The sequence below is a fragment of the Falsibacillus pallidus genome (assembly GCF_050990905.1).
Taxonomy (GTDB): domain Bacteria; phylum Bacillota; class Bacilli; order Bacillales; family DSM-25281; genus Falsibacillus; species Falsibacillus pallidus_A.
Genome location: NZ_CP158866.1, coordinates 1959768 through 1985670, shown reverse-complemented (window position 1 = coordinate 1985670; position 25903 = coordinate 1959768). Strand labels below are relative to the sequence as shown.

Below are 25903 nucleotides of genomic sequence, written 5' to 3'. Positions count from 1 at the left end.
CTACATCTAACAGGATGAACATATTAATGATAAAGGTTTGATTGCCTATGAATTATTATCCAAGCATCCGGCATTGGCTGACTCGGCTGTCGGCATCTGATCCGGGACTGCTTAGATTGAAGCAAGCATCCAAAGTGATTTTCAGCGTCATCAGCTCTGTTGTGACCACCCTGCTTCTATTAAAGCTCGCAGGCAGCCCCCTTTTTACTGCTGCCATCCTATCGGGTGTCATCGGAATGATGGGCATCCTGGTCGTCATGGGTGATACGGATAAAGAAAAGAAAGTGACGACTCTTCTTCTAGCACTATCCAGCGCCGTTTCTGTAACACTTGGCACGTTCCTGCCTCGATGGAATCATGCTGCGGACGGGGCACTTCTATTAATTATTTTTCTAGCCTTCTATCTTCAAAAATATGGGATGAGGTACTTCTCCATCTGTATGGTTGGATTTATGTCTGTCTATTTCTCTTCTTTACTGAAGCTTCAGTTTACACAGGCGCCATGGTTTTATGCCGCCATTGCGGTAGGAATCAGCTACGCATTTCTATGGAATTTCTACTTGATGAAGGACAAGCCTGAAAAAGTTTTGAAACGGAGTATGATGTCCTTCCATAAGCAGACGAATCTAACGCTTGCAATTGTGAAAGAATCGATCCTTGATCCCAACAAAAGCAAGGCACGGCTTCGCTCCCTTCGAAAAAATGCTACCAAATTAAATGAATACGCACGGGTCATTTCCGATCAGCTCGGTTCTACCGATCCCGGAGACATTTGGCCTGGCATCAAGCCAAATCAGCTCCGACTTTATGTATTTGATACAGAAATGCTGATAGAGACATTTGTGTCCGCTTCTGTCCAGTTGAAGCTGCTTCATGCCCTTGAACACAAAGAGGTTCGTGAAACGCTTTCCAATGTCGCAAAAGCGTTGATAGATGCCGAAGTCCTCAGGGATGAATATGATCCAAAACAATTGCAAGTGGCGGAAAAAACCGTCCAATCCCTGCGAAGTCAATTAAATGAGTACAATTCTGAGCAAATGGATTCATCAAAATGGCTTTATTTGGTGCGTAGAATCGAATCCATCGCCAATCATGTCATTGACGGTGCCTATATTCTTCAGAAGGCTCAAGAAGACTACGTTAAGTTTGGCGCCAAAGACGAGAGCAAGCCAAAAGAAGACGAGACAACGGATGATGAAAATGGTTCAAATGTTGAGGAGGACAAAGGTTTAAAGCTTTCTACTAAAAAAGCGTTCCAGGCTGTGATTGCTGGAGGATTGTCCATATTACTGGGGTATCTCCTTTCTCCCACTCACCAGTATTGGATTCTACTGACTGCTTATATCGTCCTTTTGGGGACTGAATCAGTCGGGAGCACTTATGTAAAAGCATTTCAGCGGACTGCCGGAACATTGATCGGTGCGGTCCTTGGCTTTTTCCTTGCCGAACTCGTATCCGGTACAGGTATATTTGAAGTGATCTGCCTCTTTTTCTGTGTATTCATGGCTTTTTATTTGTTCCAGGTCTCCTACACCATCATGTCCTTTTGGATTACGATGATGCTTGCGTTGATGTATGATCTTCTTTTAGGCGGAATTACTGAGAAGCTCCTGCAAGACCGATTCGTCGACACCTTGATCGGTGCAGGGATTGCGCTGCTCGTCTCCTCCTTCCTCTTCCCATTAAAGACGCGGGATAAAATCAATGAGTCCATCATTGAATTTTTCGAGGAATTGGAAACGTATCTGACTGGATTTTTAGAGAGCTTCGCGGGCAAAAATAAAACGATTAACCTAGCGGACGCTGCTTTCAATTTGGATCAAAAATTGAATCAGATCCGGACCCATGCTAAACCATTTGAAAAAATCCCTGGGAAGTTTCAAAATACCGGGATTGAAAGATGGATGACAATCCTTGTGGCGATCAACTATTATGCAAAGCACCTTGTGGCTTCCACAAGCAGGAAATCACAGTATGAGCAGGAAAATGAACTGGTCGAAATGATTGAACACATCAGTGAATGTCTGAAAGATAATTCACAGACGATGCGAGATCTGTTAAAGGGAACTCGAAACCTTTCCGTCTGGGATCTGCATGAAGAACGAAAATTCATCGAAAAATATCCCGACCGTAATAAAGGCAAGGTATTAAATCACGCCCTTCTTATTCATAACCTGTACTACGTATGGAAAATCAATCAGTCAATCCTGTCGCTTGCAACTGAACTTGGAGCAAGCAGGAAACTGGCATCGACACAAAAGAAAAGCCAAGGCATGGCGGAATAAAAAGAAAGCGGAAGCCCCTGGAAAACGGTGCTTCCGCTTTTTTATGATGATCAAATGGTGACAGGCACTCCCCGGTTTTTGTCGAAAAAAAACGAGCCCCATATTGGGACTCGTTCGTTTTTTAATGATTCGCGGCTTTTGCATTTGGTTTATGGTGAACGCCGATTTTTTCGACTAGCAATGAGCTTTGATCATTCATTCCTATTAATTTCACTTTTGTCCCATTCTCGCGGTATTTCAAGACGACTTTATCGATTGCATCTACTGCAGAATGGTCCCATAAATGGGTATGTGCCAAATTGAGCTCCACTTTATCGACATCTTCTTTGAAATCAAATGATGCTACAAAGTCTGAAACTGAAGCAAAGAATAGCTGTCCGCTGACAGTGTATCTCTTGATGTTCAATGCTTCATCCATCTCAGATGTGATATGCACTTTTGAAATCTTAGAGGCAAAGAAGACGGCGCTTAATATGACTCCGGCAACGACGCCGATGGATAAATTATCAGTATACACAACAGCACCAACGGTAACAATCATGACAATGGTGTCCGTTACCGGCATTACATGCAGCGTTTTTAAGGATGTCCAATCAAATGTTCCAATCGAAACCATAAACATCACGCCTACAAGGGCTGCCATTGGAATCCTGATCAAGAATCCATTCAATACGATAATTAGGATCAATAAGAAAACTCCGGCTACAAGCGTTGAAAGTCTGCCTCTCCCGCCAGACTTCACGTTAATGACGGACTGGCCGATCATGGCACAGCCTGCCATTCCACCGAATAACGCAGAAACAATGTTCGCAACACCCTGTCCTTTTGCTTCACGATTTTTATTACTTGTGGTATCCGTCATATCATCGACAATTTGAGCAGTCAAGAAGGATTCTACCAGCCCGACAAGCGCAATTCCCAATGAATAAGGGAAAATGATTTTTAGTGTATCCATGTTAAACGGGATATCCGGAATCATGAATGTCGGCAATGCACGCTTTAATTCTCCCATATCTCCAACCGTGCGAACATCGCTTCCAGTAAAGACAGCGATCAGCGTAATCACAATGATTGCAACTAACGGTGATGGAACTGCTTTGGTGAAACGAGGGAAAATATAAATGATGGCTAAAGCACCAGCAACCATGGCGTACATCGGCCATGATTCTCCTTTAAAGTGTGTAAGCTGGGCCATGAAAATCAAAATGGCCAATGCATTCACGAATCCCACCATAACGGATCTTGGGATGAATTTCATCAAGCGGCCAGCTTTGAAATACCCGAGGATGATCTGAATCACTCCGGTCAGGATAGTAGCAGCCAATAGATACTGGAGACCGTGGCTTGCAACCAAGGATCCCATCAACAAGGCAGTTGCCCCTGTAGCTGCGGAAATCATAGCAGGTCTTCCACCGAAAAAGGCAGTCGTAACCGCTATACAGAACGAAGCATACAATCCTACCATAGGGTCAACCCCTGCAATGATAGAAAAAGCAATGGCTTCTGGAATCAATGCCATAGCTACGACAATACCTGAGAGGATATCTCCACGGATATTCCCGAACCATTCAGTTTTTAATGTCTGTATATTCAATACAGCACCTTCTTTCTATAGCTATTTTGTTGGTTTTCAACTCTCATGAAAACCGAGTCCGTCGGCAACGCTGAGTATTATAACATAGAATCCAGTAAGTTGTACCCATGAAAAAATCGGTTTCAAGATGTTATTTCTCCCTTTTTCGAGCGTATTCTCTTTTTTATGATGCCTCATGAAAAAATGCAGTTCTTGATGTCTTTTTTAATGGAGTGGAAAATTGTACTTTGGTATAACTGGGGACAGGGATTATTGCCTTTTATTAAGTGGCGTTTGGTTGTAGCGACTAGCGGAACCGGGGAGAAAAGAGCCAATGGCGCATAAGAAGCCCGGTCTGGCGCATAAGCCACGTGCTCTCGCGCATAACCCCTGGATTCTGGCTCATAAGCGGAGAAAGTAGCGCATAGACCGCTTGTTTTCGCGCATAGGGCCGGAGCACAAGCCCAATCCCCATCGATTTCCCTGTTATTTAGCACCTCACGCACCACGGATCAGGTCTTTTGCAGCACTTTTTCCTATTTTCACCCTTCAAATTGAAGAATGGGGTAGTCCAAATGAGGGTTTTCATCAAATTGTCTCTTTTTCTCTTTTGTGACGGTGGGATTTCTATTGAAACCTGCACTTTTTTCATGGATATGGCCGCTGCCGCATAAGAAGCCCGGTCTGGCGCATAAGCCACGTGCTCTCGCGCATAACCCCTGGATTCTGGCTCATAAGCGGAGAAAATAGCGCATAGACCGCTTGTTTTCGCGCATAGGGCCGGAGCACAAGCCCAATCCCCATCGATTTCCCTGTTATTTAGCGCCCTTACGCACCACGGATCGGGTCTTTTGCAGCGCTTTTTCCTATTTTCACCCTTCAAATTGAAGAATGGGGTAGTCCAAATGAGGGTTTTCATCAAATTGTCTCTTTTTCTCTTTTGTGACGGTGGGATTTCTATTGAAACCTGCACTTTTTTCATGGATATGGCCGCTGGCGCATAAGAATGTAGTTTTGGCTCATAGAAGGTATTTAGCGGCGCATAAGATTCTTTTCTCGCGCATAGGAAGGGAAAAGTCGCGCAAAGACGTCGCTTTCTGGCGCAAAGGGCTTGCCGAAAGGACTTTTCAGGATGATTTCCTCCTTCATTTTCGTCATTTCTTCTTCTTTTTTGTCTTCAATGGTTCCCCTACGCCATGAAAATAGAAAAAACTGCCCTTAATCAGGCAGTTTTCTCCGAATTATTGAACATTTACTGTTTCTTCCGTATGATCATGGAGCCCTTCATCGTTTTCCACGTGGATCTTCACCATATATTTTCCGTTTTCCTTAAATGTATATTCAGATGTGTACTGCCCCGGGCCTTCTGCTTTCGTTTCAACATAGTCATGCTTCTCGGAATTTTCTTTCCAAATTTCGAAGCGGACATGGGCGTTTTCCAGCATTTCATCGCCTTTCATGATATGGGCCATCAATTTTACTGATTTTCCGACTTGGATTGCCTTTGGAGCCATAAAGTGGATGTCTACGACATGCTCATGGCCATCTGCGTCTTCTCCATCATGATGATGTTCTTCCTGAGTCTGTGCCGCCGTGCCCGTTCCGACAGTGACTTGTGTTTTCGGCATTGTATGCATCTGTCTTGCGGTCACGTGCACTTGCACTGAGTAGACACCGTCCATATCGAATTTGTATTGGGCTGTGTAGTGGCCGTCCTTCTCATTTTTCGCATCTATTAATTGGCTGTCATCTTTCATGCCGTCCATCCACACTTCATACTTCACTTCATCGGCATCTTTTACTGCTTCTTTATCTTGTGTGACATAAGCATCCAATTTTACTTCTTGCCCTTTTTCCACTTTTTCAGGTACCTTCAGATCCACTTTTACTTCTTTTGGTACACTGCTTCCGTTCTGTTGATCTTTTTCAGTTTGACCACACGCACCCATTACCATCATGGAGACGGCGAGGATCAGTATTCCTAACATCTTTTTCATATGTAACTTCCTTTCTGAATTTCCTTTATTATTTCTTCTTGGAAAGGCAGCTTGAATGGCTTTTCATGGATTGATGAATTGCTTCCAGTGCATCTTCAAATGAATAAATCTCCCCGCCAAATCCTGCAACAAATCTTTGTGCATCCCTCAGCATGCCAAATGTCAGCACAGCCGGCTGGCAGCAATTTAGATCCAGCTCTGGATTGAATACGTAAAAGGCAGATTTTGCGTTCAGTGTCGTATCACGCAAGAAATCTTTGCAAATGATTTGGACAAACATATCCGGACGATCAGTGTACCGTAGCAATGCACAATGGGCACAGCACGTATGCTCGACTGCATGTCCACACGTAAAAAGCTGAATGGACTGTTTTGTCAGTGAAATTTTATGGCAATAGCTGCATGAATGATGCTGCAGCTGCCCTTCTGCTGTTGGGGCAAGCATGATTCCTCCAGATGTCTTGACGACTTCCCCGCTGTCCAATAGTGGGCGGAGATCGCGGTAGACTGTCATTTCTGAAACATCCAAGCGGCTGCTGATTTCCGCGATTTTAAGACTTCCCTCTTTAGTCAGCCAATCGACGATTAATTTTTTTCTTTCAATCGGAAGCAATCTGTCCACCTCTTTCGATCATTTACTATCCTCTTTAGCTTATTCCATAAAACGCTTTCAAACAAGTTGCTCAAGGGATTAAATGTTACTATTTGTTGAACTTTAACATGATAGCCAAATACAGGATTTTTACACATTAAAAAGACCCCTATTTTAGAGGTCTTAATTTGTGGAAGTTTCTTAGTTTACATAATAATTTTATTAAAAACTAGCTTTCGAGATGGATCGGTCAAATCCTAAGTAGCGCGTACCCTGGAAGGAAAGTGTCCCATTATCCCCTTCTGCTAGCATCCCAAATTCGCTTCCGTCGACATTGAACTCCATCCGGTCTCCGCTTTTGACTTCGAATGTGACATAATAGGTGGTCGATGTCGAGTGGTGATGGTGTCCATCATGATTGTGGCTATGGCGGCTGACTTTGTCCCGTTTAGCTACAACTTTCGCATCGACTGTCAGCTTAGGCTGTTTATTGTTATGGCTCCACTGTGATATCCCTTTAATAATGGAAAAAATAATTCCCCCGATGACGATGATGAATATAACCCCGATAAAAATGGGCCCAAGTGTGAAAATCAAGTCTGAAGGACCGTTGTCAAATGGCATTTCAATTCCCCCTATTTATCTCCTATAATTAGTCTACGAACGAATTTTCAAAAAAGTTTCATTTTCTCCCATAAAAAAACTCCCCGCATACACGGAGAGTTTTCCATTCAATCACAAATGTATAATCAAAAATAAAATAACCGCAATCACGATTCGGTAAATCGCAAATGGTACGAGCTTGATGCGATTGATCAAGGCCAGGAAGAACTTGATGGAAATCAAGGCTACGATAAACGCACTGACAAACCCTACGATGAAGAATGGGATGACATCAGAAGTGATTGCTGATGCGTGCTTCAATAATGATAATGCACTTGCTCCTGCCATGATCGGAACGGCCATGATGAACGTAAAGTCAGCTGCTGCTTTATGGCTCAATCCGGACATGACCCCTGCTGAAATCGTAGATCCGGATCGGGAGAACCCTGGCCATAGAGCCAAGCATTGAGAAAGCCCAATGATCAATGCATGTTTATACGTCAGCTTGTCCACTGTATCGACTGCAGGCGTCCTTTTTGCTTTCCAGTCAGCGATTAGCATTAGGATCGCTCCGGCAATCAATCCGACGATGACCGTATTGACCGAGAACAAATGTGCCTCGATGTAGTCATCAAATAAAAGTCCTAGGATGACAGCCGGTAAAAGACCGACAATGACTTGAAGCAAATTCAATTTGTGGTGATGCACTTCGTCTTCGCTCTTCATTCTCTTCAAACCCAAAAGATCAAAGAAACGATTGCGGAAAACGACTACAACAGCCAGGATGGATCCCAGCTGGATGACGACTTTAAAGACCGTAGCAATTTCTGGTGTCAATAATTTTTCTGATTTTAAAAACATATCGTCGACGATGACCATGTGCCCTGTAGAGGATACTGGCGCAAATTCTGTCAGTCCTTCCACTAGTCCAAGGATGGCCGCAACGAAAAGATTCCACAAGTGCAAAGAATACACACTCCTTTGTTTCGAATACTTTCTACTGAATCACTTCCTAATATTAAACGTTCAGACAAAGGAATGTCTAGTGAAAATAATAATGGAAGAAAGGATTGATTCAACATTCATAGATAAAAGGCAGGACTATCCTCTAAATCTTCTTTAGAATCATTGCTTGATAGTCTGGTCCCTGCCCATTCATTGGAATGACCTTAAAATCTAAGAGTTCAAATTCTTCTTTTACGGCATGTTGGATATCTTCATTCTTATAAAAGGAAAAGAAGCGCTTCGGCTCGTAATGATCCCCTTCCCAGATCCCTTCACTGTCTTCTCCACCGTATACGCCAAGATAGAATAATCCGTTTGGCTTCAGTATGGATTTCAGGTTCTGAATCACTTTCTGGAAATCTTTTTTGGGCACATGCAAAAGGGAATTCATGGACCAGATAAGGTCAAATGATTCTGTTGGAAGGTTCATATGGAAGTAATCCATCAATTCTGCCTTCAGACCTTTTTCTCTGCAAATCTTCACCATATTTTCCGAAAGATCGATGCAGGTGACATCAAAACCATTTTCTTTCAGGTATTCCCCTTGAAGCCCAGGTCCGGAGCCAGCATCCAATAGACTCAATTTTCCCTTAGGCGGTGCAGCTTCAATAAAGCGGTTCAATTCTGCGATTTTCCACTGGTCCATATGAATTTTACTGCGCTCGTCAGCTTTTTGTTCATAGCTTTCTTTTAAAAGATTGGTAAACTCACTCATTCATTCAAACTCCTTCATAGAGAACTTCCTCTATATTTTACCAGAATGTATATTTAATGGAGTCAACTATTTTACTTTGTGCTTAGGGAAAGTAAGGTCAAATGTAGTTCCTTCCCCGACCTTGCTTGATATTTTGATTTTGCCGTGATGCTTTTCAATGATCCATTTGGCTATAGATAATCCCAGACCTGCTCCACCATTAGCGGATCTTGAGGCATCGCTCTGGAAAAAACGGTCGAATATCAATGGAATATCCGATTCTTTGATTCCGATTCCATTATCGCGGATGGAAATCCAATGAGTTGACGCAGTCGACCCGCAGGCTAATTTTACATGTCCACCTGGGTCGGTAAATTTCAAGGCGTTGTCTAAAAAGATGACCAGCATTTGATGAATTTTTGCCCGATCCCCATTAAAAAGGACGGACGAAGTTTCAACAGTTACCACTTTTTCCTCAAACGCTGCAATTTCCTCATATTGGGCAGCCATTTCGTGCAAAAGCTCATCCAATTTGAATGGTTCCCGATTGATTTCCGTCTGATCAGAGTCTGACCGAGCAAGGGCCAACAAATTGGAGACAAGCTTTCCAAGCCTTCTCGATTCGCTCGAAATCGTTGATATATCCATTGCTTTTTCCTCAATGGTCGCATCCGGATCTCTGAATAGCAAATCCGTTTTGCTTTGGATGACGGTCAACGGTGTCCGAAGTTCATGGGAAGCATCCGAAACGAATCGCTGCTGTCTTTCCCAAGATTTCTTTATCGGGATTAAAGCTCTTTCTGCTAAAAAATACCCTGCTGCAATAGCTAAAGCACTGGCGATGATGCATCATATGACGATCATCCACAGTAATCTTTGGAGGAGCTCTTTTTCTGATGTGGTGATTCTGATCACTTGAACGGTGATCTTTCCTATATTTGTGTCAATTTCAGTGGAAAGCGATCGAAAGTACAGACCTTCTACTTGGAAATCCTGCATTCGATCTACATTGTCAGGAAAGATCGTTTTCATGTGTTGAACAAAAATAGGCTGGACAGCATCAGGCTGGATCATATTTCCTTCTTTGTCCCAAATAATGATGGAGGTCCTCGGATCGCGGAACCTGAATTCCCTCGGAGAGAAGCCGCCTCTTTTGATTTGCTTCTGAGCTTCATATAAACCGTGATTGACATCTTTGTATAAATTTTTATAGGAGTAGGAATAAAATATACTGCCCAGGATGGTGATCAATGTGATGAAAACGAGTGAGTTGATGATGGTCAATCTGATCCTTGTCTGCTGAAACATTTCATTCTCCTTGTTTCTTTTTAAGGATGTAGCCGACTCCTCTAACGGTCCTTATATCTGAATGATAGCCAAATGGCTCAAGTTTTTTTCGCAGATGATGCATGAATACTTCCACAATGGCGATTGTGGTATCGGAGTCAAAACCCCATACCCGGTCATAGATTTGCTCCCTTGTTAATATGCACCCCTGATTCTGGATGAGATACTCTAAAAGGTCAAATTGTTTAATTGTCAGTTTAACAGGAGTCCCTTTGATCACGGCTTCCTTATCTTTCGCGGAAAGTTCGATCCCTTTATACTTCAGAGTGAGGTCTGTCGTAAAACTGCCGCTTCTTCTAAGCAATGCCCTGAGGCGCGCTATCAGTTCGGGTGTTTGAAATGGCTTTACTAAATAGTCATCACCGCCGCTATTCAATCCCCGCACCCGATCCTCAAGAGAATCCCTCGCAGTAAGGAATAGAATAGGCGTCTCAATTCCTGCGTTTCTAATGGCTGTCAGAATCTCAAAACCATTCATTCCTGGAAGCATCACATCTAAATTGATGGCATCATATATATTCTGTGAAGCCAGGTAAAACCCTTCTTCCCCATCTGATGCAGCAACTATGTCATACTCGGGTTTTAATATCTCTTTAAGGGACTGCAGAAGTGGCTGATGGTCTTCAACAATCAAAAGTTTCATTAGGTTTCACCTCTTTTAAATGATACAACAAATTGAAGTATCATTCATACGTTTCAATTCCCTCATAACTTTTAGAGCCTGTCCACAGAATTCAGGGACAGGCTCCTTTATATAGAGGGGATGAGTTTAGTTTGACGGACGCATCTTAATTTTTCCTTAAAAAAATCCCAGGAAGATTTCCTCGGGATATTTCTTCATTAACTTATTTCTCATAAACGCCGGCGATAATTTCTCACAGCCTTTTGTGTACATTCGTAGACACCTTTGCTGATCATTTGACCAAGGGCTGTCATGGTGCCGGCAAATGGGTGTTCTTCTCCCGCCTGCGTTGCTGCAATGGAAATGCTGTCTGTTGAGGTACCGGTTGCTGTAGTCCCTGTTGTGCGGTCAATCACTTCTTCATCCTGCATCACTTTCACCTTTGCTTCGGTAGCTGTGACGATCCCTTGAATGAAAGCTTCTTCAGAGAGTTTTCCATTGACGAATATCCACGTATTGATGGTGCCAGGGGAATTGTATTCATCGCGGAAATCTTCATGCTTTGACGTATCAATGGCATTGCCGGTTCCGGCTGTGACGAGGATGAAGACGGAAAAAGTTCCGGCACGGTATAACTGATAGGAGGCATCTCCCAAGTTGACGGCTGTCATGAACCCCACGGTTTCCATCGGGTCAAAGCCATGCTCGATCAGATAATTTTTCATCTCTTCCTGATAGTTCCGGTGGCTGTAGTCAGGCGGCACCCTGCGGATCATAAAAGTTTTGTGCCATCCCAATCCAGCTCCTGTCACACCGGATGACAATGTTTTTAAAGGCGTTGGCGACTGAATCACAAGATGCGCCTCATCGATCGTAAGAAAAGAATCGTCAATTTCTGTTGGGGCATTCTTTTCGGGGTATTCCGGCACAAGCAGCATTTGCGGCTTGGCAACAGAAGGATGTGCCTGCTTTTGAATGCTTGTATTATAAACTTCTTCAATCAGCTCTTCTTTCAATACTTGCTTCGGTGTATCTACCGCCATCACTTGCCCGTTTTCCATCAGGAGGATGCGGTCGCAGTAGAGGCTCGCAAGGTTTAAGTCGTGAAAAATTGAAATGACTGTCAGCTTTCTTTTAAGCGTCCATTCTTTCAATAAATCCATAAGCTCTTTCTGAAAGGAAAGATCTAAATGGTTGGTCGGTTCATCCAGTAGCAAAATCTCTGGTTCCTGAGCAAGGGCCTGTGCAAGGAAGATGCGCTGCTGCTCTCCTCCTGAACATTCAGAGATTTGCGCAGATTCAAGATGCCGGACACCGGTCTGCTCCATCACTGATAGGACAATCTGTTCGTCATGTTCAGTCCATGTATGGAAAAGGCCGCGTTTGTGGGCGTATCGGCCAAGTGCCACGGTTTCTTTGACCGAATAAGAAAAAGTTTGGGGGGACATTTGCGGGAGTACGGCCGCTTTTTTGGCAAAGTCCTTGGCAGAATATTTTTCAATCGGCTTCCCATCCAAGATGATTTCACCATGCTCTCTTTTGATTAAATGGGTCAAGCTCTTCAGGAGTGTCGTCTTCCCGCAGCCATTCGGTCCTGCTATCCCGAAGAATTCGCCTTTTTTGACGTCAAAAGAAACATCATTCAAGATCGTCTTAGCCTCGTATCCAGCAGTCAGGTTTTTTACATTAAGCACGCTTCCCACCCCCCTTTCGATTCCTCATTAAAATTAACGCAAAAACTGGCGCGCCAATCAAAGACGTGATGACACCGATTGGCAATTCAGACGGTGCGATGACGGTGCGGGCTGCAAGGTCTGCCAAAATCAAGAATCCAGCACCAAATAGTCCGGATAGGATTAGAAGTCTGCCATGAGCCGGCCCCCATATCAACCTTATAAAATGAGGAACGACCAAACCTACAAACCCAATCGTCCCAGAAACAGCGACGGCCCCTCCAGTTAATATGGAGCCAGCTGCCAAAATCATCATCTTCCTTCTTTGAACATTTACGCCTAAATGCTGTGCCGGTTCTTCTCCGTAGGACAGGACATTGAGCTCCTTTGCATTAGCCAGCAGCAAAACAGATCCAATGACAAAACATGGGGCGATAAGTTTTACATAATCCCAGCCTCTCATGGATACGCTGCCGAGCAGCCACCCGATGATCTGTCTCAACTCTTCACCTGTCAGTGCAATCATCAGTGAAATGAATGCACCGAGAAACGAACTGAAGATGATTCCCGTCAAAATGATAGTCTCCACTTTCATGGATCGCTCTACGCTTCTCGCAAAAAAAAGCACCGCGAACATCGTCAGAATAGCCGCCCCGATACTGATGATGGGAAGGGTGTAAAGTCCTAGAAAAGGTATGGACAGCGAAAAGAAAATGGTCGCCACCGCGCCTAGTGAGGCCCCGGATGACACACCCAATGTGTACGGATCAGCCAATGGGTTTCGCAGCAATCCTTGAAAAGCTGCCCCGGCCATCGATAATGATGCACCAACAAATCCGGCTAGAAGCACCCGAGGAAGCCTGATTTCCATGATGATGGAATCGTACATCGGTTTAATTTGATTTGTACCGATCCCCAGCCATTTATGCAGGAAAAGCTGTATGATGTCCCCTGCTGGAATAGACAAAGAGCCGGCTGAGATGCCGGCTATTGCTGCTGCGATAAGAAATATAATCCCAATAAGGTAGGGAATAAACGATTTATTTTGCAAATTTCTCTGGGTAAATGACTTTCGCAAGTTCTTCGATCCCCTCTGCAAGTCTAGGACCTGAACGCGTGACCAGGTCTGTATCGACAGCATAGACTTGTTTGTTCTGAATGGCAGGGACCTGCTCCCAGCCTTTCCGATTCAAGATATCATTCACTGGATCTTGCACAAACGCACCGCAGGTTGTGATGATGACGTCTGGTTTCAAGGCAACAACAGACTCATCTGACATCTTGGCCCATCCCTTTTGATCGCCTGCTGCATTTTTGGCATGGATGATCTGGAGCATTTCATCAAGGAATGTCCCTTTCCCAGTTGTATAGAGTTCAGGTTCCGGTGACACTTCCACATAGACACTTTTCATCTGATCGTCAGGGATGGATTTGGCTTTTTCTGCAATGGCATTGATTTTTTCTTTCATCCCATTAACCATTTGGTCTGCTTTTTCCTTTGCCCCGATAGTCTTCCCTATCAGTTCGATTGATTGATAAACGCTGTCAAAATTATTGGCGTCATTAATGACAACAACAGGGATGCCGGCGTCTTTGATTTGTTTCAAACCGGCTTCAGCCGATTTGGCAGTGGATTCGTGTGCTAACACAACGTCCGGCTGCAAACCGATGATTTTTTCGACATTGAATACCATGTTTCCGATTTTTTCTTTTTTGGCTACCTCTTTAGGATAGTTGTCAAAATCGGTTACACCAACAATTTTGTCCCCCATCCCGAGCCCATAAACGACTTCTGTGTTGCTTGGAATAAGCGATACGATCTTCTTCGGCTCTTCCTTTAAAGTGATCTCGTTGCCGATGGCGTCTTTAAATGTTGCAGGAAATGCTGCTTCTTTTGATTGTTCGGTTTTACCTTGCTGGTCTTTCCCAGTTTCGTTTTTCGCATCCTGTGCACAACCTGTCATGAGGCCTGCAATTAAAAGAATCGAAAATAGAAGGGTGATGATTCGTTTCATGTAATTCTCTCCTTTTGGTCCTTTGCTCGTATAGGAAAAAACAAAAAATCCTGCTCAAATTCCCTTGAGCAGGATGGTATGTATAGTGGCAGCGATGCTAAGCATGAGATCGGCCATTATACACCTTCCTATCCTCGTAGGGTTATTGGTGCATACATCAAAATCGGCAGGTCTCCTGGCTCTTGATCATCGCTCGCTGCACCTTCCCATGCGTTTTGCACAGTGGCTTTAAACAGCTTGCTCTCAATTACAGTGGCGGGACCGCGTTGGAATTTCACCAACTTCCCTTTTAAGAAAATGGGCTCATCACCGCATTTTCACCGATATTTGTACGACTGCAGGCGCCATTTCAGCAGCCTGCTATTCAATTTTTCCGCTAAGGGGAATTATAGCACATGAATATTTGAACCGTCATCACTTTTTGTCAAAATTTGCTGTTGAGGGTAAAAGAAATTCCTTGCAGCAAATTAAAAAGATAAAATATTTTTACTTTTAAAAATAATTATATTTACTTTTAAAAGTAATGTATATACAATATTTAGTAATTACAGTTAAGGGGTGGTTGATTTTTATGGAAATAGTGGATGAAAAGTTTGCACGCATTGATATGGATGAATATGAAAGGACATTTGAGAATTTATTGCAGAAATTTAATCAGGCCAGTACACCTCAGGACCAGGGGGAATGGTTCATGAAGCTGAATGATCATCGCTTTGTTTTTGAAACTTCCTTGAATTATGTAAGACTTCAGCATTATCGTGATATGAAAGATGAGTTCTTTGTTCAAGAATTTCTTGCATTCACGAAAATGGAACCTCGTTATCTCAAACTCGTTGGAGACTATTACAAAACAATTCTTGCAGCCACATATAGAGATTTTCTTGAAGAGAGATGGGGAAAACAATTATTTCATCTCGCAGAATTAAAACAAGGTTCATATTCTGATGAGATAAAAGAGGAACTGGAGAAAGAGAATCAACTCATGATGGAATATCATGAACTTCTTGGGAAAGCAGAAACTACTTTCTTAGACAAGAATATGAAACTCGTAAACCTTACTCCCTATCTTAACTCCTCCGACAGGGAAACTCGCAAAAATGCGTATAAAGCTAAATATGAATTTTTCCAAAAAAATGAAAAAAGATTCGATAAGATTCTAGATGATCTCGTAAATGTCCGTAATACAATGGCACAAAAGTTAGGATATCCTTCCTTTGTTGAAATGGGTTATCAGAGGATGAATCGAACAAGCCATTCGCCAGAAGACTTGAAGAAATATCGTTCTCAAATAGAAACATACGGAGTTCCCTTCATCTCCGGACTGCGTAAATCCCAAAAACAAAGAATTGGTGTAGATAGACTCAAATTCTTTGATGAAGGATACCTTTTTGCTGAGACACCTCCATCTCCAATAGGTTCGCATCAGGAAATTCTGAACAATTTACAAACGTTATTTACAGATCTGTCGCCAGAAACAAAAGAATTTTATGAGGAAATGCTAAAGAAGGACTTGATCGATCTTAGCTCACGTCCAAATAAAAGGGGCGGAAACTTTGCTACCTATATCGGGCGTGACAAGAACCCTTACATTTATGTCAATTTTCATGGAATCTCCAATGATATACGGGTGTTTACACATGAAGCAGGCCATGCCTTTCAATTTTTCATGTCCAGACATTGGAACATTCCTGAGTACATTCTCCCCTACGACTCTGCTGAACTATTTTCCTTTACAATGGAACGTCTTGCCTGGCCATGGATGGAAGATTTCTTTGGGGAAGACACAAACCGGTATTACTATTCTCATTTAATTATCGCTTTTATGTATATGCCTTTAGCAAGTGCTGTAGATGAATTTGAACATTTCTTATATGAACTGCCGGATAAGTCCATTGAAGAACGGAAGTCAAAATGGGCAGAGTTGGAACATAAATATCTTCCGGAACGTGATTATGACGGAAATGAATTTCTAGAAAGAGGAACGGGCTTTTACGAAATCGGTCATTTGTTTACAACGCCATTCTATTTTATGGACTATGATCTCGCACACTTATGTTCTGTCCAGTTATGGAAGAAGCACCAGGAGAATCCGCAAGAAGCCGTCATGAGTTATCTTGAATTATGTCGTTATGGTGGGAAGCTTCCTTTCAAGGAGTTGATAAAAGCAGCAAACGTTCATTCACCTTTTGAAGAAAATAGCGTCAAGCACATATTAAAATTTGTCGAGGAATGGATAGAGCAAGCAGAATTAAATATGAGTTGAAAATGAACTTATTAAAAATCCTGCTGTTAAAGATACAGCAGGATTTAATCGATTTTTCTTTTATTGGTCACTATTTCGCCTGTTCAAACAAAAAGTTCAATTTTCCATCCTTCCACCCTAGCTTTGCGTTGAATGTTTTTTCCCCTTTTTTGAAGCCTTTAATGAGGTTGGATTCCCCTGTTTTGATGATTTTTTTTATATTGGCTGCTGAAACACTTTTGCCAAGGATTTTTTTCGAGAAAGTAAAGCCGCACTTTGTATTTTGATAGTTTGAACAACCATACAGCTTTCCTTTGTCGACGACCTGACCTGATTGGCAGACTGGACAAGGTCCGAGATCCTCCTGGGTTTTGGGTGAAGATCCCCGGTTGTATTTTGATTTCGAAGTCTTCTTCGGCTCAACGGAATATCGGGTGAAATCCCAGCCCGATGATTGGTCCTTTGCGTCTTCAATAATTTTTAAAGACAGTTTCTTGACCTGTTCCATGAACGCGCCGGGTGATGCTCCTCCCTCTCCTATTTCACTCAGACGCTGTTCCCATTTCGCTGTCATTTCAGGTGATGCCAGTATTTTTTCCCCAATTGCGTCGATCAGGAGCTTTCCTTTATCAGTCGCGAACACCTGGTTTTTTCGGACATCGATGTAATTCCTTGTCTTCAGCATGGTGATGATGCCGGATCTGGTTGCTTCGGTCCCAAGGCCTTCCGTCTTCATGAGGACTTTCTCCAGATCTTCATTGTTCAAATGCTTCCCTGCCGTTTTCATCAACGTGATAAGCTGCCCTTCAGTGTACCTTTTCGGGGGCTGGGTCTTCCCTTCCTTCACCCATGCTTTATCTACCTTTCCTTCATCATTCTTTTGAACAGGCGGCAAGAGGACATCATTTTCCCCTTCTTCCTGTTGGAAAATGACTTTTCTCCATCCTTCCTGGATCTGCTGCTTGCCTTTTGAAATGAAGGATGCTCGTCCATCTACCAGTGTGTTTAGCGTCGTATAGTCAAAAATGGCTTTCTCATGATGCGCTGCGATGAGTCGCTTCACGATTAAGTCGTATATTTTCCGTTCATCCCCAGATAGCTTCGAAGGATCCTTCACTTGCTCTGTCGGAATGATGGCATAGTGGTCTGTCACTTTCTTTTCATTCACGTAGCGCTTATTGTTCAGAATCGATTGAAACGGCAGCGGAAAATAGTCTTTATAATCATCAAACTGGCTGATCTTCCTTAGAATCTCAGGGAACGTTTCCGCTTCACCCGGTGTGACATAGTTGGAATCCGAGCGCGGATAGGAAACGATCCCTTTTTGGTAAAGGGCCTGGGTGATGTCCAACGTTTTTTTAGGTGGAAAAGAAAAGATTTTATTGGCCGTTGCCTGCAGTGCAGACAGATTGAATAAAAGCGGCGGCTGAAATTCTTTTCTCTCTTTTTCCAATTCTGAAACTTGAGCCGGCTTTTCTTTACAGAATGCTGCAATTTTCTCTGCTGTTTCCGCATCCTTCAAACGGGATTCCTGATCCTTATGCCATTTTCCTTCGTATGTATGTCCATTGATCTTGAACTTCGCCATGACTTCCCAAAACGGCTCCGATTTAAAATCTTCTATTTCTTTTTCCCGTTTCACGATTAGGGCAAGTGTCGGGGTCTGTACCCTCCCGGCGGAGAATACGTCCTGAATGCCCTTTTGTTTCAGGAGAATGCTGAATACACGGGATGCATTCATGCCGATGAGCCAATCTGCACATGCCCTCGTATAAGCCTCATAGTAGACATTCTTCGTATCCGTTTCATCCAGGAGCCGTTCGAATCCTTCGATGATGGATTTCTTCGTCAAAGAGGAGATCCACAGGCGCTTCATCGGTTTTTTGACACCGGATAAGTGGATGACATTCCTGACGATGAGCTCGCCTTCCCGTCCGGCATCCCCGGCATGGATGATTTCTGTCACTTCCGGTTTTTTCAGGATGGATTTGACGACATTGAACTGCTTAGCTTTCGTGCGCTCCACTTCATATTGGAATCTTTCAGGAATGATCGGCAGCTGTTCGAGGGTCCATTTTTTCCATTGAGGGTTGTATTTCTCGGGGGGAGCCAATTGGCACAGATGCCCGATGGCCCAAGTGACGTATGCTCCATTTGGGAAGAGTTCCGTGGGAAGGATTTCAATATAGCCTTGCTGTTTCTTATGTTTAAAAGGCGATGCCAATGTCGCCCCTTGGTCGGGCTTTTCGGCGATGATCACTTTCATAGCTTCTCTCCTTTTATGAAGGCTCTTTTCTCAAAGTTTGTTGCTTTTGCAATAATTACAGGATATCTTAATTAACTAAAATAGCGTATTTAGCTAGAAAAGAGCCTGGTTACTACGTAGCAACGTGCCTAACAGCTAATTTTTCGTTAAAATCGGCAGTAAGATTTTAACAACAATGTTTACGAAAACAGCCTTTATAATCTTTTCATCTATTATACTGCTTTTTTAGTACGAGTGGAAAAGGAAGTTGCCAAAGATTAAAAGCTGAATTAAAAAAGGGAGCCCTTTGGATTCTAAGGCTCCACTTATTAGATTAATATTAAAATCCCGCATCTCCTGTTAGGTTGTGCTCCTTAAGAAATTCATCCTCTTTTTCCACAAGCTCCGGTATATGCTTCGGGATCTCCCCTTCCGGCACCGGGCCATCTATGCTTAAGTAATAATGCTTCAGTGGTTTCAGGTCTTCATCCAGTTCGTATACCAAAGGGATGCTCGTCGGGATATTCAAATCAGAAATGCCATCAGCCGAAATGTTGTCCAGGAGTTGGACCAGGGATCGAAGCGTATTGCCATGGGCAGAAATGATGACATGGTTCCCTTGCTTTATGACCGGCGCAATTTCTTCGTTCCAGTAGGAAAGCACTCGTTTTTCGGTGTCCTCTAAGTTTTCCGATAAGGGAAATTGATTCTCTTTCAAATCGCGGTACTTCGGTTCATCTGCTTCAAATCTTGGATCGTCCTTTGTGATGGATGGTGGTCTCTCCTTCATGGATCTCCTCCACTTATGCACCTGTTCATCCCCATATTTCTTTGCCGTTTCATCTTTATTCAATCCTTGCAGGGCGCCATAATGGCGTTCATTCAGCTTCCAATTCTTCTTTACCGGGACCCACATCTGATCCATTTCATGAAGAATGATCCAAAGGGTCCTGATGGATCTTTTTAAGACAGAACAATAGGCCGCATCGAATTGAAATCCATTTTCCCTTAAGATGATGCCTGCTTCCCGCGCTTCTTTCAACCCATTATCCGTCAAATCGACATCCGTCCAGCCCGTGAAACGGTTTTCCAGGTTCCATACGCTCTGTCCATGGCGGATCAGTACTAATTTATACATGGTTTCTCCCTTCCTTCCAACGAATTTCTTTCGTTTAGTATGGGGACACTTTCCATTTTTTTATTCCACTTTTCAGCGTCTGTCTAAACTTCTATGAAATGAAAAAAAACCAGCATCCTTCTTTGTATCGGATGCCGGCTGTTAAAATTATGATTTCCATTCTTCTTTCAGCATTCCATACACGCTGTGATCGACGAAATGGTCGTACAGCCATTCGGCCTGCCGAAGAGTTCCTTCCAGCTGAAAGCCAAGCCTTTCGGGGATGCTTCTGCTTTTGGTGTTTTTGTCGGCTGCCCGGATTTCCACCTTGTTCAGATTGAATTCATTGAATGCCAAATGGGTGAGGAAATGAACTGTTTCGGTCATGATCCCATGTCCTTGATAGCCTTGGGCAAGCCAGTAGCCGATTGTTCCGATTTTATTGTTCCAGTCAAATGTATTAAAGCCTGCTGTTCCGACCGGCTCCCCTTTGAAAAAGATAATCGTGTTGAAGCTTCTTTTTTCATTGAAATTTTCCAGGGAGTTTTGCAGGAAAGCTCTGGAGTCTTCTGTGGTCTTTGAGTAATCAAGCCATCCGAGCCATTCTTTCAGGTATTCCCTGTTCGTGTCGATCAGTGCTGCCATTTGTTCGGCATATTGGGGTTCAGCTACTTTTAATATTAGGTTTTTATTAATTTGGTAGTCCATATCTATGTATCTCCTTTTCTCTTTTGAAATTTAAATAAATTCTGCTCCAGGATGCTAGCTTTCCGAGGGGCGGGCGGTGAGCCTCCTCGCTTCGCTGTTGGGTCTCCCCTGTCCCGCTGATCCCTCCGGAGTCGAGCACCTTCCGCTCAAACCAATATTCCTGTTTGCAATTTCTATCATTGAACTCTATTTTTTAAACCAAACCCGGTCGAATTCGACCCAGCCGTCGCTGGTCAATTGGATGTTTTGCACTTCCTGGTTGTATTGGATGACGGATTGGTTCCGGTAGAGGGGAAGGAAGCGAGTTTCTGAAACCATGATATTTTCTATTTCTTTCAGGCATTTCAGTCTCTCTTCTTTCTCGTTCATCTTTATCATTTGTAATAGTTTGGATTCGACTTCTTTCATCGTTTCTTCGTTCAAATGGATTTTCAAGACGCTGTTTGATGACAAAAAGTGATGCAGGAAACACATTTCCATCTGTTCGGTCATATTGGCGCTTTCGTGAACAAGATCGGCGTCTTCTAATCTATGATCTTTAAGGAGTTCGATGCCGGGAAAGAAGGATGCCTCAATTTTGATGCCGTAGACAGCACATTTTTCTATGATCCATGCTGTTTCCTCCACATGGTCCAGATCAGTGAATGTATAAAGCTTTAAAGTCTCTCCCTTGTAGCCTGAACTCTTTAAAAGATCAACTGCTGACACTCTATCACGTTTTTTTTCTGATGTTTCTGGAAGAATTCCGTTCGCTAAATCCCCCCGCGGACCACCTAATTCCGTTTTCATCAGGGATGGGTCCAAGATGGAGTGGAGCAGTTTTCGAAAACTGGTATTTTGGCAGACTCCCTGTTTTCTAGTATTGATGGAAACAAATTGCGTATTCCATTCAATGGATGTTGTCCGATTTCCGGTGATTTCGGGATCGGAAGGATGGATATAGGACATAAACTCAAACTCTGAGCTGCCTGCTTCTTTTAGCCCCGGGATGCTTTCTTCATTCCAGAGCTCCACAAAATCCAAAAATGGACGGCCATTAAAGTAATGGTCGTTTGCTTGTAATATGAGCCTGTTATCATCAAGTCTATTTAGCGAAAATGGACCTGTTCCGATGAGTGATTCCTTTTTGTCACCATAGTGAACAATGGAACACCTTTCGTCCGCAAGAATGGAAAGAAATAAGGAATGTCTCTCCTTTAAAACCATCTCTACTATGTATTCTTCTTTTGCTTCAATGGACTCCACCTGTGAAAGCATCCATTGAAATGGATGGCTCTTGTCGTCCTTGAATTCCAGCAAAGATTTGACAGCATCTTCCGCCTTCAAGGCAGCTCCATTATGAAAATAGACGCCTTTTCTTATGTAAAAAGTCCATTTAAGCCTTTCCTCATCATATTCCCAATGAAATGCCAAATGAGGTTTAATGGTTTGGGAGCGGGGGTCAAAAATCACCAATGTGTCAAAAAGCTGCTTGACGACATGGCTTTGGGACCGGAGCTGTGCCCATATTGGTTCCAGGCTTGGGAAAAACGATGGGATATTGACATTTAACCGAAGGATATCCTTCTTTCCATCGATCGTCTCTTCCTGCTGAAAACCGAATAAGCTTTCCATCCAATTGCTGAACTGATCCATCAATTTTGGAAAGAGCGATTGATATTCCTCCATGTATTTGGAAGCATTCTGCAAGTCGCCATTTTGAACCATCTCTTTGCACTTCGCTGAAAGAAGTGCTTCAGGGTTTTCCAGAAAAGTCATCCTGGATTTGTTTCCCCTTCCCCTCCCTGGGGTCCATTCGATCCAATGCTCCTTCACCAGCCGGTCAATGACAATTTTGCTATTTCGATTCGTGCAAAAGAGGAGTGTGGAAATTTCATCGAGGGTGATCTCGACTGTCGGGAAATTTCTTTTTTCCTTTCCATGAAGATATAACTTTATGTAATGTTCAAACATCCCTCATCCTCCTTTCAAAATAAAAGATGAAATGGAAATACTGTCATTCTACTCTTTTTCTTCTGGAATAACCATCCTAAAATGAGATTTCCAGGAGGGATGAAAATGAGAAAAATAAGAACATTGCTAGAGCGATACGATCGGGTCATCTGGATCCGGTTTGTCGGAGAATTTATTACGGGGATTTCAGGTGCCATGCTTGCACCGTTTTTAATCTTGTATCTTCATGAAGTATTCAATGGCAGTGTGATGATACCTATGCTTGTCGTATCATTGCAGCCATTCACAGAAATGCTCGTAACATTTCTGGCAGGTCCATACACGGACAGGGTCGGGCGTAAAATTGCGATTAACGGTTCGCTGTTTCTTCAAGGAGCTGCAATGATTGGCTTTGTATTTGCTGACAGTGTATGGATGATTGCGATTTTGTATGCGCTGAACGGAGCAGGCAGGGCCATCTATATCCCCGCATCAAGAGCACAGATTGCGGACCAGACCAGTGAGGATATGAGGTCGGAAGTGTTCGCCGTCATTTCTGCCATAGGTTCTTTCGGTATGACGATCGGACCTGCTGCCGGCCTCATCCTATATAAAAGCAGTCCTTCCCTTTTATTTTTATTGGAAGGATCTGCCCTTCTCATTTATTTCGCGCTCTGTGCGGCATTTATGACAGAAACAGCCCCGCTAAACACTGGAGGGAACGTGAAAGGAAGTGGGATAATCCCTGCCTCGGCCATTCGAAGACCACTTTCTTTTTATCTGCCATTGATTGGATTCATGCTGCTTTCCATGCCAATCAGTCTATTTTATGCACAGATGGAAACAACCTACCGTCTGTTTTCACAGGACATGTTTAAGGACGGGGTCTTCGCTCTGACATTGATGTCGATTGCCAAGGCAGTATTCAGCCTGTTTGTGGAAATTCCATTAGTGAAATGGTCCAGTAAATTTACGATGAGAAAAATCATAGGGATATCCTACGTATGCTTCGCTCTTGCTGCTGTTGGCCTTGGGTTTTCGAGCACTTATATCATGTTGATTACCACGGTGTTGATCCTGACAATTGGAGAAAGCATCGGACTGAACCATTTCTTGAGTTTTGTCGGAAGAATGGCTCCAGAGGATAGACGCGGAACATTCTTTGCCATTTACGGGACTCATTGGGATCTGTCACGGACCATCAGCCCTGCCATCGGGGGCTTGATCATGCTTCATGCAGGCGGCGGTCTGATATTCTTAGGAGCAGGTGCACTCCTTCTTGTCTCATTGGCCATCCAGCAGAAAATTGCCGGCATTGCGGAAAGGTCCTATTTGAGGACAGTCCCTAAAAACATTCCCGATTCAAAGCGGGTTGTGGTATAATCAACGGACAAAATCGAAGAAGTGAGAGGATATACATGCTTACATTTGAAGAAAAACAAACACTTATTGAAAAGAATTTTCCGCAACTGACAAAAAAAGACGTCTCGATGAAACGGGTCAATTACCATTTTGAAGACAGCGCCTATGAAAAAAGCAATGTCGTTTACCATTTGCATCCGAATGGGAATGGCTTCGTATATGGAGGATTGCTGAAGGGCTATCCGACAGACGACCGCGGAATGATCAATATCCGCGAGTTCTCTGCTGAAGAATTGGTGAAAGTAATCAAGGAATCCATCGAATCCCTTTCATGGAATGAAAAGAACACGCGCGAAGCAGCCATTGTCGGGGAAGCGCAGGAAGAACGATGGGTCAATGATGAAGGCCATGAGCTGATTCTGATTGAAGAAGACGAGTGGTGGAACATCTATGACGGGCTTAATTTAGAAGCAGCCTACGGTTCGTATGACGAAGCGGAAGACTATTTACTTGATGAGCGGTTTAAAAGAAGCTAAAACAGAGAAAAGCGTAAGCGCCTTGGTCAGCCCCGACCAGCATAAGACGGAACTCGAAGGAAATCCTGATTTCCGTAGAGGTACGGCTTATGACTCGAGGGGCTAGGCGCTGGAGCTGGACAATAGAAAGGCGCCATTATGATCATGGCGCCTCGGATTGTCGTCAAAAGGGGTTCGGAATGTATTCATTCAGAACCCCTTTTGGCGTTTTCTTCTTTTTGATCATGCATTAATCTTCTCCTGATTCTGTTCTTAAACCAATTTTGGCTGTTCCATTGTGCAGGTTGCCATTATTTTTAGATTTATTGCAGCGAAAGTAAGCATCACCTGCATGCATAATTTTTTAGATCCCCTCAAGCGTTATAATAGTCTATTTTGAAATAGGATAGTATTTACTGCCATCTTATCTGAGGCACCTTGTTGGCTGGAGTGGAAAGTGCGAGACTCCTGCGGGATCAGCTGGACAGGTGAGACCCCACAGCGAAGCGAGGAGGCTCACCGCCAGCCCCGCGGAAAGCGAAGCACTTGGAACGGAAGTCAACAGCCCCGTTTATATTCCGATTAAATCATAAAAGACTGTAGACAGTCTCTATTTAAAACGAGTTTGTCGACAGTCAGAGGCGCCTTTTTTTATATCTCATTCATTAAATTTGTATTGTCGGTTTGGATTCTGTTTCTTGGAGCAGAGTCTTTCCTTTTTTCCAAACGTAGAAATAAAACCCGATGTAATAGACGGCCAAAAGGAAAAAGACTGCCCTGCTAATGGGATCGCTCGTAAAAGCCATATTGACTTGATTCGGATTGCTGCCTGCCACAGCAGCAGACTGCGAAAAAGAACCCCAGTTTGTGAAGCGATATATGAAGCGGCTTAGAAAAACAAATAAGATAAATGATTCAATCCATATATGCGTCCGATAATAAAGTCCATCCTCTTTCATTTCAAATAAGCTTTTCCGGATGGCATACATAAGAGTCAGCCCTCCTGCAGCGGCACCGAGGAAGTCATAAAGAAGGCTGATCGGATGACTGAAGCTCACCCCTAAAATCAATACAAATAAGATTGAAAAGATGCTCATTCGGACAATGAGCCTTCTCTGTTTATAAAGCTGAAAACCGATTGATCTCCGGATTCTGCGGTATAGCACGAATCCAATGATTGCAGCTGGAATGATAAACTGAAAAATATTCTGCACAATGCACCCCCATCTTCTTAGGAATTATTTTATCACTCTGCCTGAAAAACGTCACCAGATTTTCCCACTATTTCAGTGGAACAGCATTACCTTTATTTTCGGCCCTTCCTTCCCCCTTTCCCGGAAAAATGGGCACAAGTATAAACATAGAAGGAATAAGGC

General features: G+C 43.3%; 19 protein-coding genes, 2 pseudogenes and 1 riboswitch. Of the genes and pseudogenes, 5 read left to right on the top strand and 16 right to left on the bottom strand.

What is annotated here, in order from left to right; genetic code table 11:
- Positions 1–47: 47 nt before the first annotated feature.
- Positions 48–2285 (top strand): FUSC family protein, encoded by a 2238-nt coding sequence (locus ABTV07_RS10585; RefSeq protein WP_433742236.1) that lies wholly within the window; start codon positions 48–50, stop codon positions 2283–2285.
- Positions 2286–2406: 121 nt separating this feature from the next.
- On the opposite strand, the gene ABTV07_RS10580 is transcribed toward ABTV07_RS10585, so the two are convergent.
- Positions 2407–3879: a SulP family inorganic anion transporter gene (locus tag ABTV07_RS10580; RefSeq protein ID WP_433742235.1), complete on the bottom strand. Its 1473-nt coding sequence runs from the start codon at positions 3877–3879 to the stop codon at positions 2407–2409.
- 939 nt (positions 3880–4818) lie between these two features.
- On the opposite strand from ABTV07_RS10580, the gene ABTV07_RS10575 reads away from it, so the two are divergent.
- Positions 4819–5058 (top strand): hypothetical protein, encoded by a 240-nt coding sequence (locus ABTV07_RS10575; RefSeq protein ID WP_433750992.1) that lies wholly within the window; start codon positions 4819–4821, stop codon positions 5056–5058.
- Positions 5059–5099: 41 nt separating this feature from the next.
- On the opposite strand, the gene ABTV07_RS10570 is transcribed toward ABTV07_RS10575, so the two are convergent.
- The 10 genes and pseudogenes from ABTV07_RS10570 to ABTV07_RS10525 form a co-directional block, all read right to left on the bottom strand.
- The gene (locus ABTV07_RS10570; protein ID WP_433750989.1) at positions 5100–5855 is read right to left on the bottom strand and encodes a FixH family protein; all 756 of its coding nucleotides are present in this window, start codon (positions 5853–5855) and stop codon (positions 5100–5102) included.
- A gap of 28 nt (positions 5856–5883) precedes the next feature.
- Positions 5884–6468: a DeoR family transcriptional regulator gene (locus ABTV07_RS10565; RefSeq protein ID WP_433750986.1), complete on the bottom strand. Its 585-nt coding sequence runs from the start codon at positions 6466–6468 to the stop codon at positions 5884–5886.
- Positions 6469–6669: 201 nt separating this feature from the next.
- On the bottom strand, positions 6670–7071 hold the full coding sequence (locus ABTV07_RS10560; protein WP_433750984.1) for a DUF2500 domain-containing protein: 402 nt from the start codon (positions 7069–7071) through the stop codon (positions 6670–6672).
- A 111-nt stretch (positions 7072–7182) separates the two neighbouring features.
- Positions 7183–8016, bottom strand: a complete 834-nt coding sequence (locus ABTV07_RS10555) for an undecaprenyl-diphosphate phosphatase (RefSeq protein WP_433750981.1) — start codon at positions 8014–8016, stop codon at positions 7183–7185.
- Positions 8017–8158: 142 nt separating this feature from the next.
- Positions 8159–8770: a class I SAM-dependent methyltransferase gene (locus tag ABTV07_RS10550; protein ID WP_433750978.1), complete on the bottom strand. Its 612-nt coding sequence runs from the start codon at positions 8768–8770 to the stop codon at positions 8159–8161.
- Positions 8771–8836: 66 nt separating this feature from the next.
- Positions 8837–10057 (bottom strand): annotated as a pseudogene (locus tag ABTV07_RS10545) (sensor histidine kinase).
- A gap of 1 nt (position 10058) precedes the next feature.
- Positions 10059–10739 (bottom strand): response regulator transcription factor, encoded by a 681-nt coding sequence (locus tag ABTV07_RS10540; protein ID WP_433750976.1) that lies wholly within the window; start codon positions 10737–10739, stop codon positions 10059–10061.
- A 209-nt stretch (positions 10740–10948) separates the two neighbouring features.
- Positions 10949–12412, bottom strand: a complete 1464-nt coding sequence (locus tag ABTV07_RS10535; RefSeq protein ID WP_433750974.1) for an adenosylcobinamide amidohydrolase — start codon at positions 12410–12412, stop codon at positions 10949–10951.
- Positions 12405–13469 (bottom strand): FecCD family ABC transporter permease, encoded by a 1065-nt coding sequence (locus tag ABTV07_RS10530; RefSeq protein WP_433750971.1) that lies wholly within the window; start codon positions 13467–13469, stop codon positions 12405–12407. The genes ABTV07_RS10535 and ABTV07_RS10530 overlap by 8 nt, the downstream gene beginning before the upstream one ends.
- A complete protein-coding gene (locus ABTV07_RS10525) occupies positions 13432–14406 on the bottom strand; it encodes an ABC transporter substrate-binding protein (RefSeq protein WP_433750969.1) in 975 nt (324 codons plus the stop codon). The genes ABTV07_RS10530 and ABTV07_RS10525 overlap by 38 nt, the downstream gene beginning before the upstream one ends.
- 148 nt (positions 14407–14554) lie before the next feature.
- A riboswitch (cobalamin riboswitch) is annotated at positions 14555–14744 on the bottom strand.
- 233 nt (positions 14745–14977) lie between these two features.
- Here ABTV07_RS10525 and ABTV07_RS10520 point away from each other — a divergent pair.
- Positions 14978–16669 (top strand): M3 family oligoendopeptidase, encoded by a 1692-nt coding sequence (locus tag ABTV07_RS10520; protein WP_433750965.1) that lies wholly within the window; start codon positions 14978–14980, stop codon positions 16667–16669.
- A 70-nt stretch (positions 16670–16739) separates the two neighbouring features.
- On the opposite strand, the gene ABTV07_RS10515 is transcribed toward ABTV07_RS10520, so the two are convergent.
- From ABTV07_RS10515 to ABTV07_RS10500, 4 genes and pseudogenes are all read right to left on the bottom strand, one after another.
- Entirely contained in the window at positions 16740–18914 is a 2175-nt protein-coding gene (locus ABTV07_RS10515) for a DNA topoisomerase III (RefSeq protein WP_433750962.1), read from the bottom strand.
- A gap of 388 nt (positions 18915–19302) precedes the next feature.
- Positions 19303–20031 (bottom strand): annotated as a pseudogene (gpmA, locus tag ABTV07_RS10510) (2,3-diphosphoglycerate-dependent phosphoglycerate mutase); the annotation flags it as partial.
- Positions 20032–20178: 147 nt separating this feature from the next.
- Positions 20179–20718, bottom strand: coding sequence for a GNAT family N-acetyltransferase (locus ABTV07_RS10505; protein WP_433750959.1), 540 nt, complete (start codon positions 20716–20718; stop codon positions 20179–20181).
- Between the two features lie 186 nt (positions 20719–20904).
- Positions 20905–22671, bottom strand: coding sequence for an ABC transporter substrate-binding protein (locus tag ABTV07_RS10500; protein WP_433750956.1), 1767 nt, complete (start codon positions 22669–22671; stop codon positions 20905–20907).
- Between the two features lie 105 nt (positions 22672–22776).
- Here ABTV07_RS10500 and ABTV07_RS10495 point away from each other — a divergent pair, with 105 nt between their 5' ends.
- Complete coding sequence (locus ABTV07_RS10495) at positions 22777–24033, top strand: MDR family MFS transporter (RefSeq protein WP_433750954.1); 1257 nt, start codon at positions 22777–22779, stop codon at positions 24031–24033.
- A 35-nt stretch (positions 24034–24068) separates the two neighbouring features.
- Positions 24069–24548, top strand: coding sequence for a hypothetical protein (locus ABTV07_RS10490; protein WP_433750951.1), 480 nt, complete (start codon positions 24069–24071; stop codon positions 24546–24548).
- Positions 24549–25192: 644 nt separating this feature from the next.
- On the opposite strand, the gene ABTV07_RS10485 is transcribed toward ABTV07_RS10490, so the two are convergent.
- On the bottom strand, positions 25193–25741 hold the full coding sequence (locus ABTV07_RS10485) for a sporulation protein (protein WP_433750949.1): 549 nt from the start codon (positions 25739–25741) through the stop codon (positions 25193–25195).
- Positions 25742–25903 lie beyond the last annotated feature (162 nt).

Coding starts and splice junctions, on each gene's coding strand:
- ABTV07_RS10585 (WP_433742236.1), top strand. CDS start 48: ATGAATTATTATCCAAGCATCCGGCATTGGCTGACTCGGCTGTCGGCA.
- ABTV07_RS10570 (WP_433750989.1), bottom strand. CDS start 5,855: ATGAAAAAGATGTTAGGAATACTGATCCTCGCCGTCTCCATGATGGTA.
- ABTV07_RS10560 (WP_433750984.1), bottom strand. CDS start 7,071: ATGCCATTTGACAACGGTCCTTCAGACTTGATTTTCACACTTGGGCCC.
- ABTV07_RS10550 (WP_433750978.1), bottom strand. CDS start 8,770: ATGAGTGAGTTTACCAATCTTTTAAAAGAAAGCTATGAACAAAAAGCT.
- ABTV07_RS10540 (WP_433750976.1), bottom strand. CDS start 10,739: ATGAAACTTTTGATTGTTGAAGACCATCAGCCACTTCTGCAGTCCCTT.
- ABTV07_RS10525 (WP_433750969.1), bottom strand. CDS start 14,406: ATGAAACGAATCATCACCCTTCTATTTTCGATTCTTTTAATTGCAGGC.
- ABTV07_RS10520 (WP_433750965.1), top strand. CDS start 14,978: ATGGAAATAGTGGATGAAAAGTTTGCACGCATTGATATGGATGAATAT.
- ABTV07_RS10515 (WP_433750962.1), bottom strand. CDS start 18,914: ATGAAAGTGATCATCGCCGAAAAGCCCGACCAAGGGGCGACATTGGCA.
- ABTV07_RS10505 (WP_433750959.1), bottom strand. CDS start 20,718: ATGGACTACCAAATTAATAAAAACCTAATATTAAAAGTAGCTGAACCC.
- ABTV07_RS10500 (WP_433750956.1), bottom strand. CDS start 22,671: ATGTTTGAACATTACATAAAGTTATATCTTCATGGAAAGGAAAAAAGA.
- ABTV07_RS10495 (WP_433750954.1), top strand. CDS start 22,777: ATGAGAAAAATAAGAACATTGCTAGAGCGATACGATCGGGTCATCTGG.
- ABTV07_RS10490 (WP_433750951.1), top strand. CDS start 24,069: ATGCTTACATTTGAAGAAAAACAAACACTTATTGAAAAGAATTTTCCG.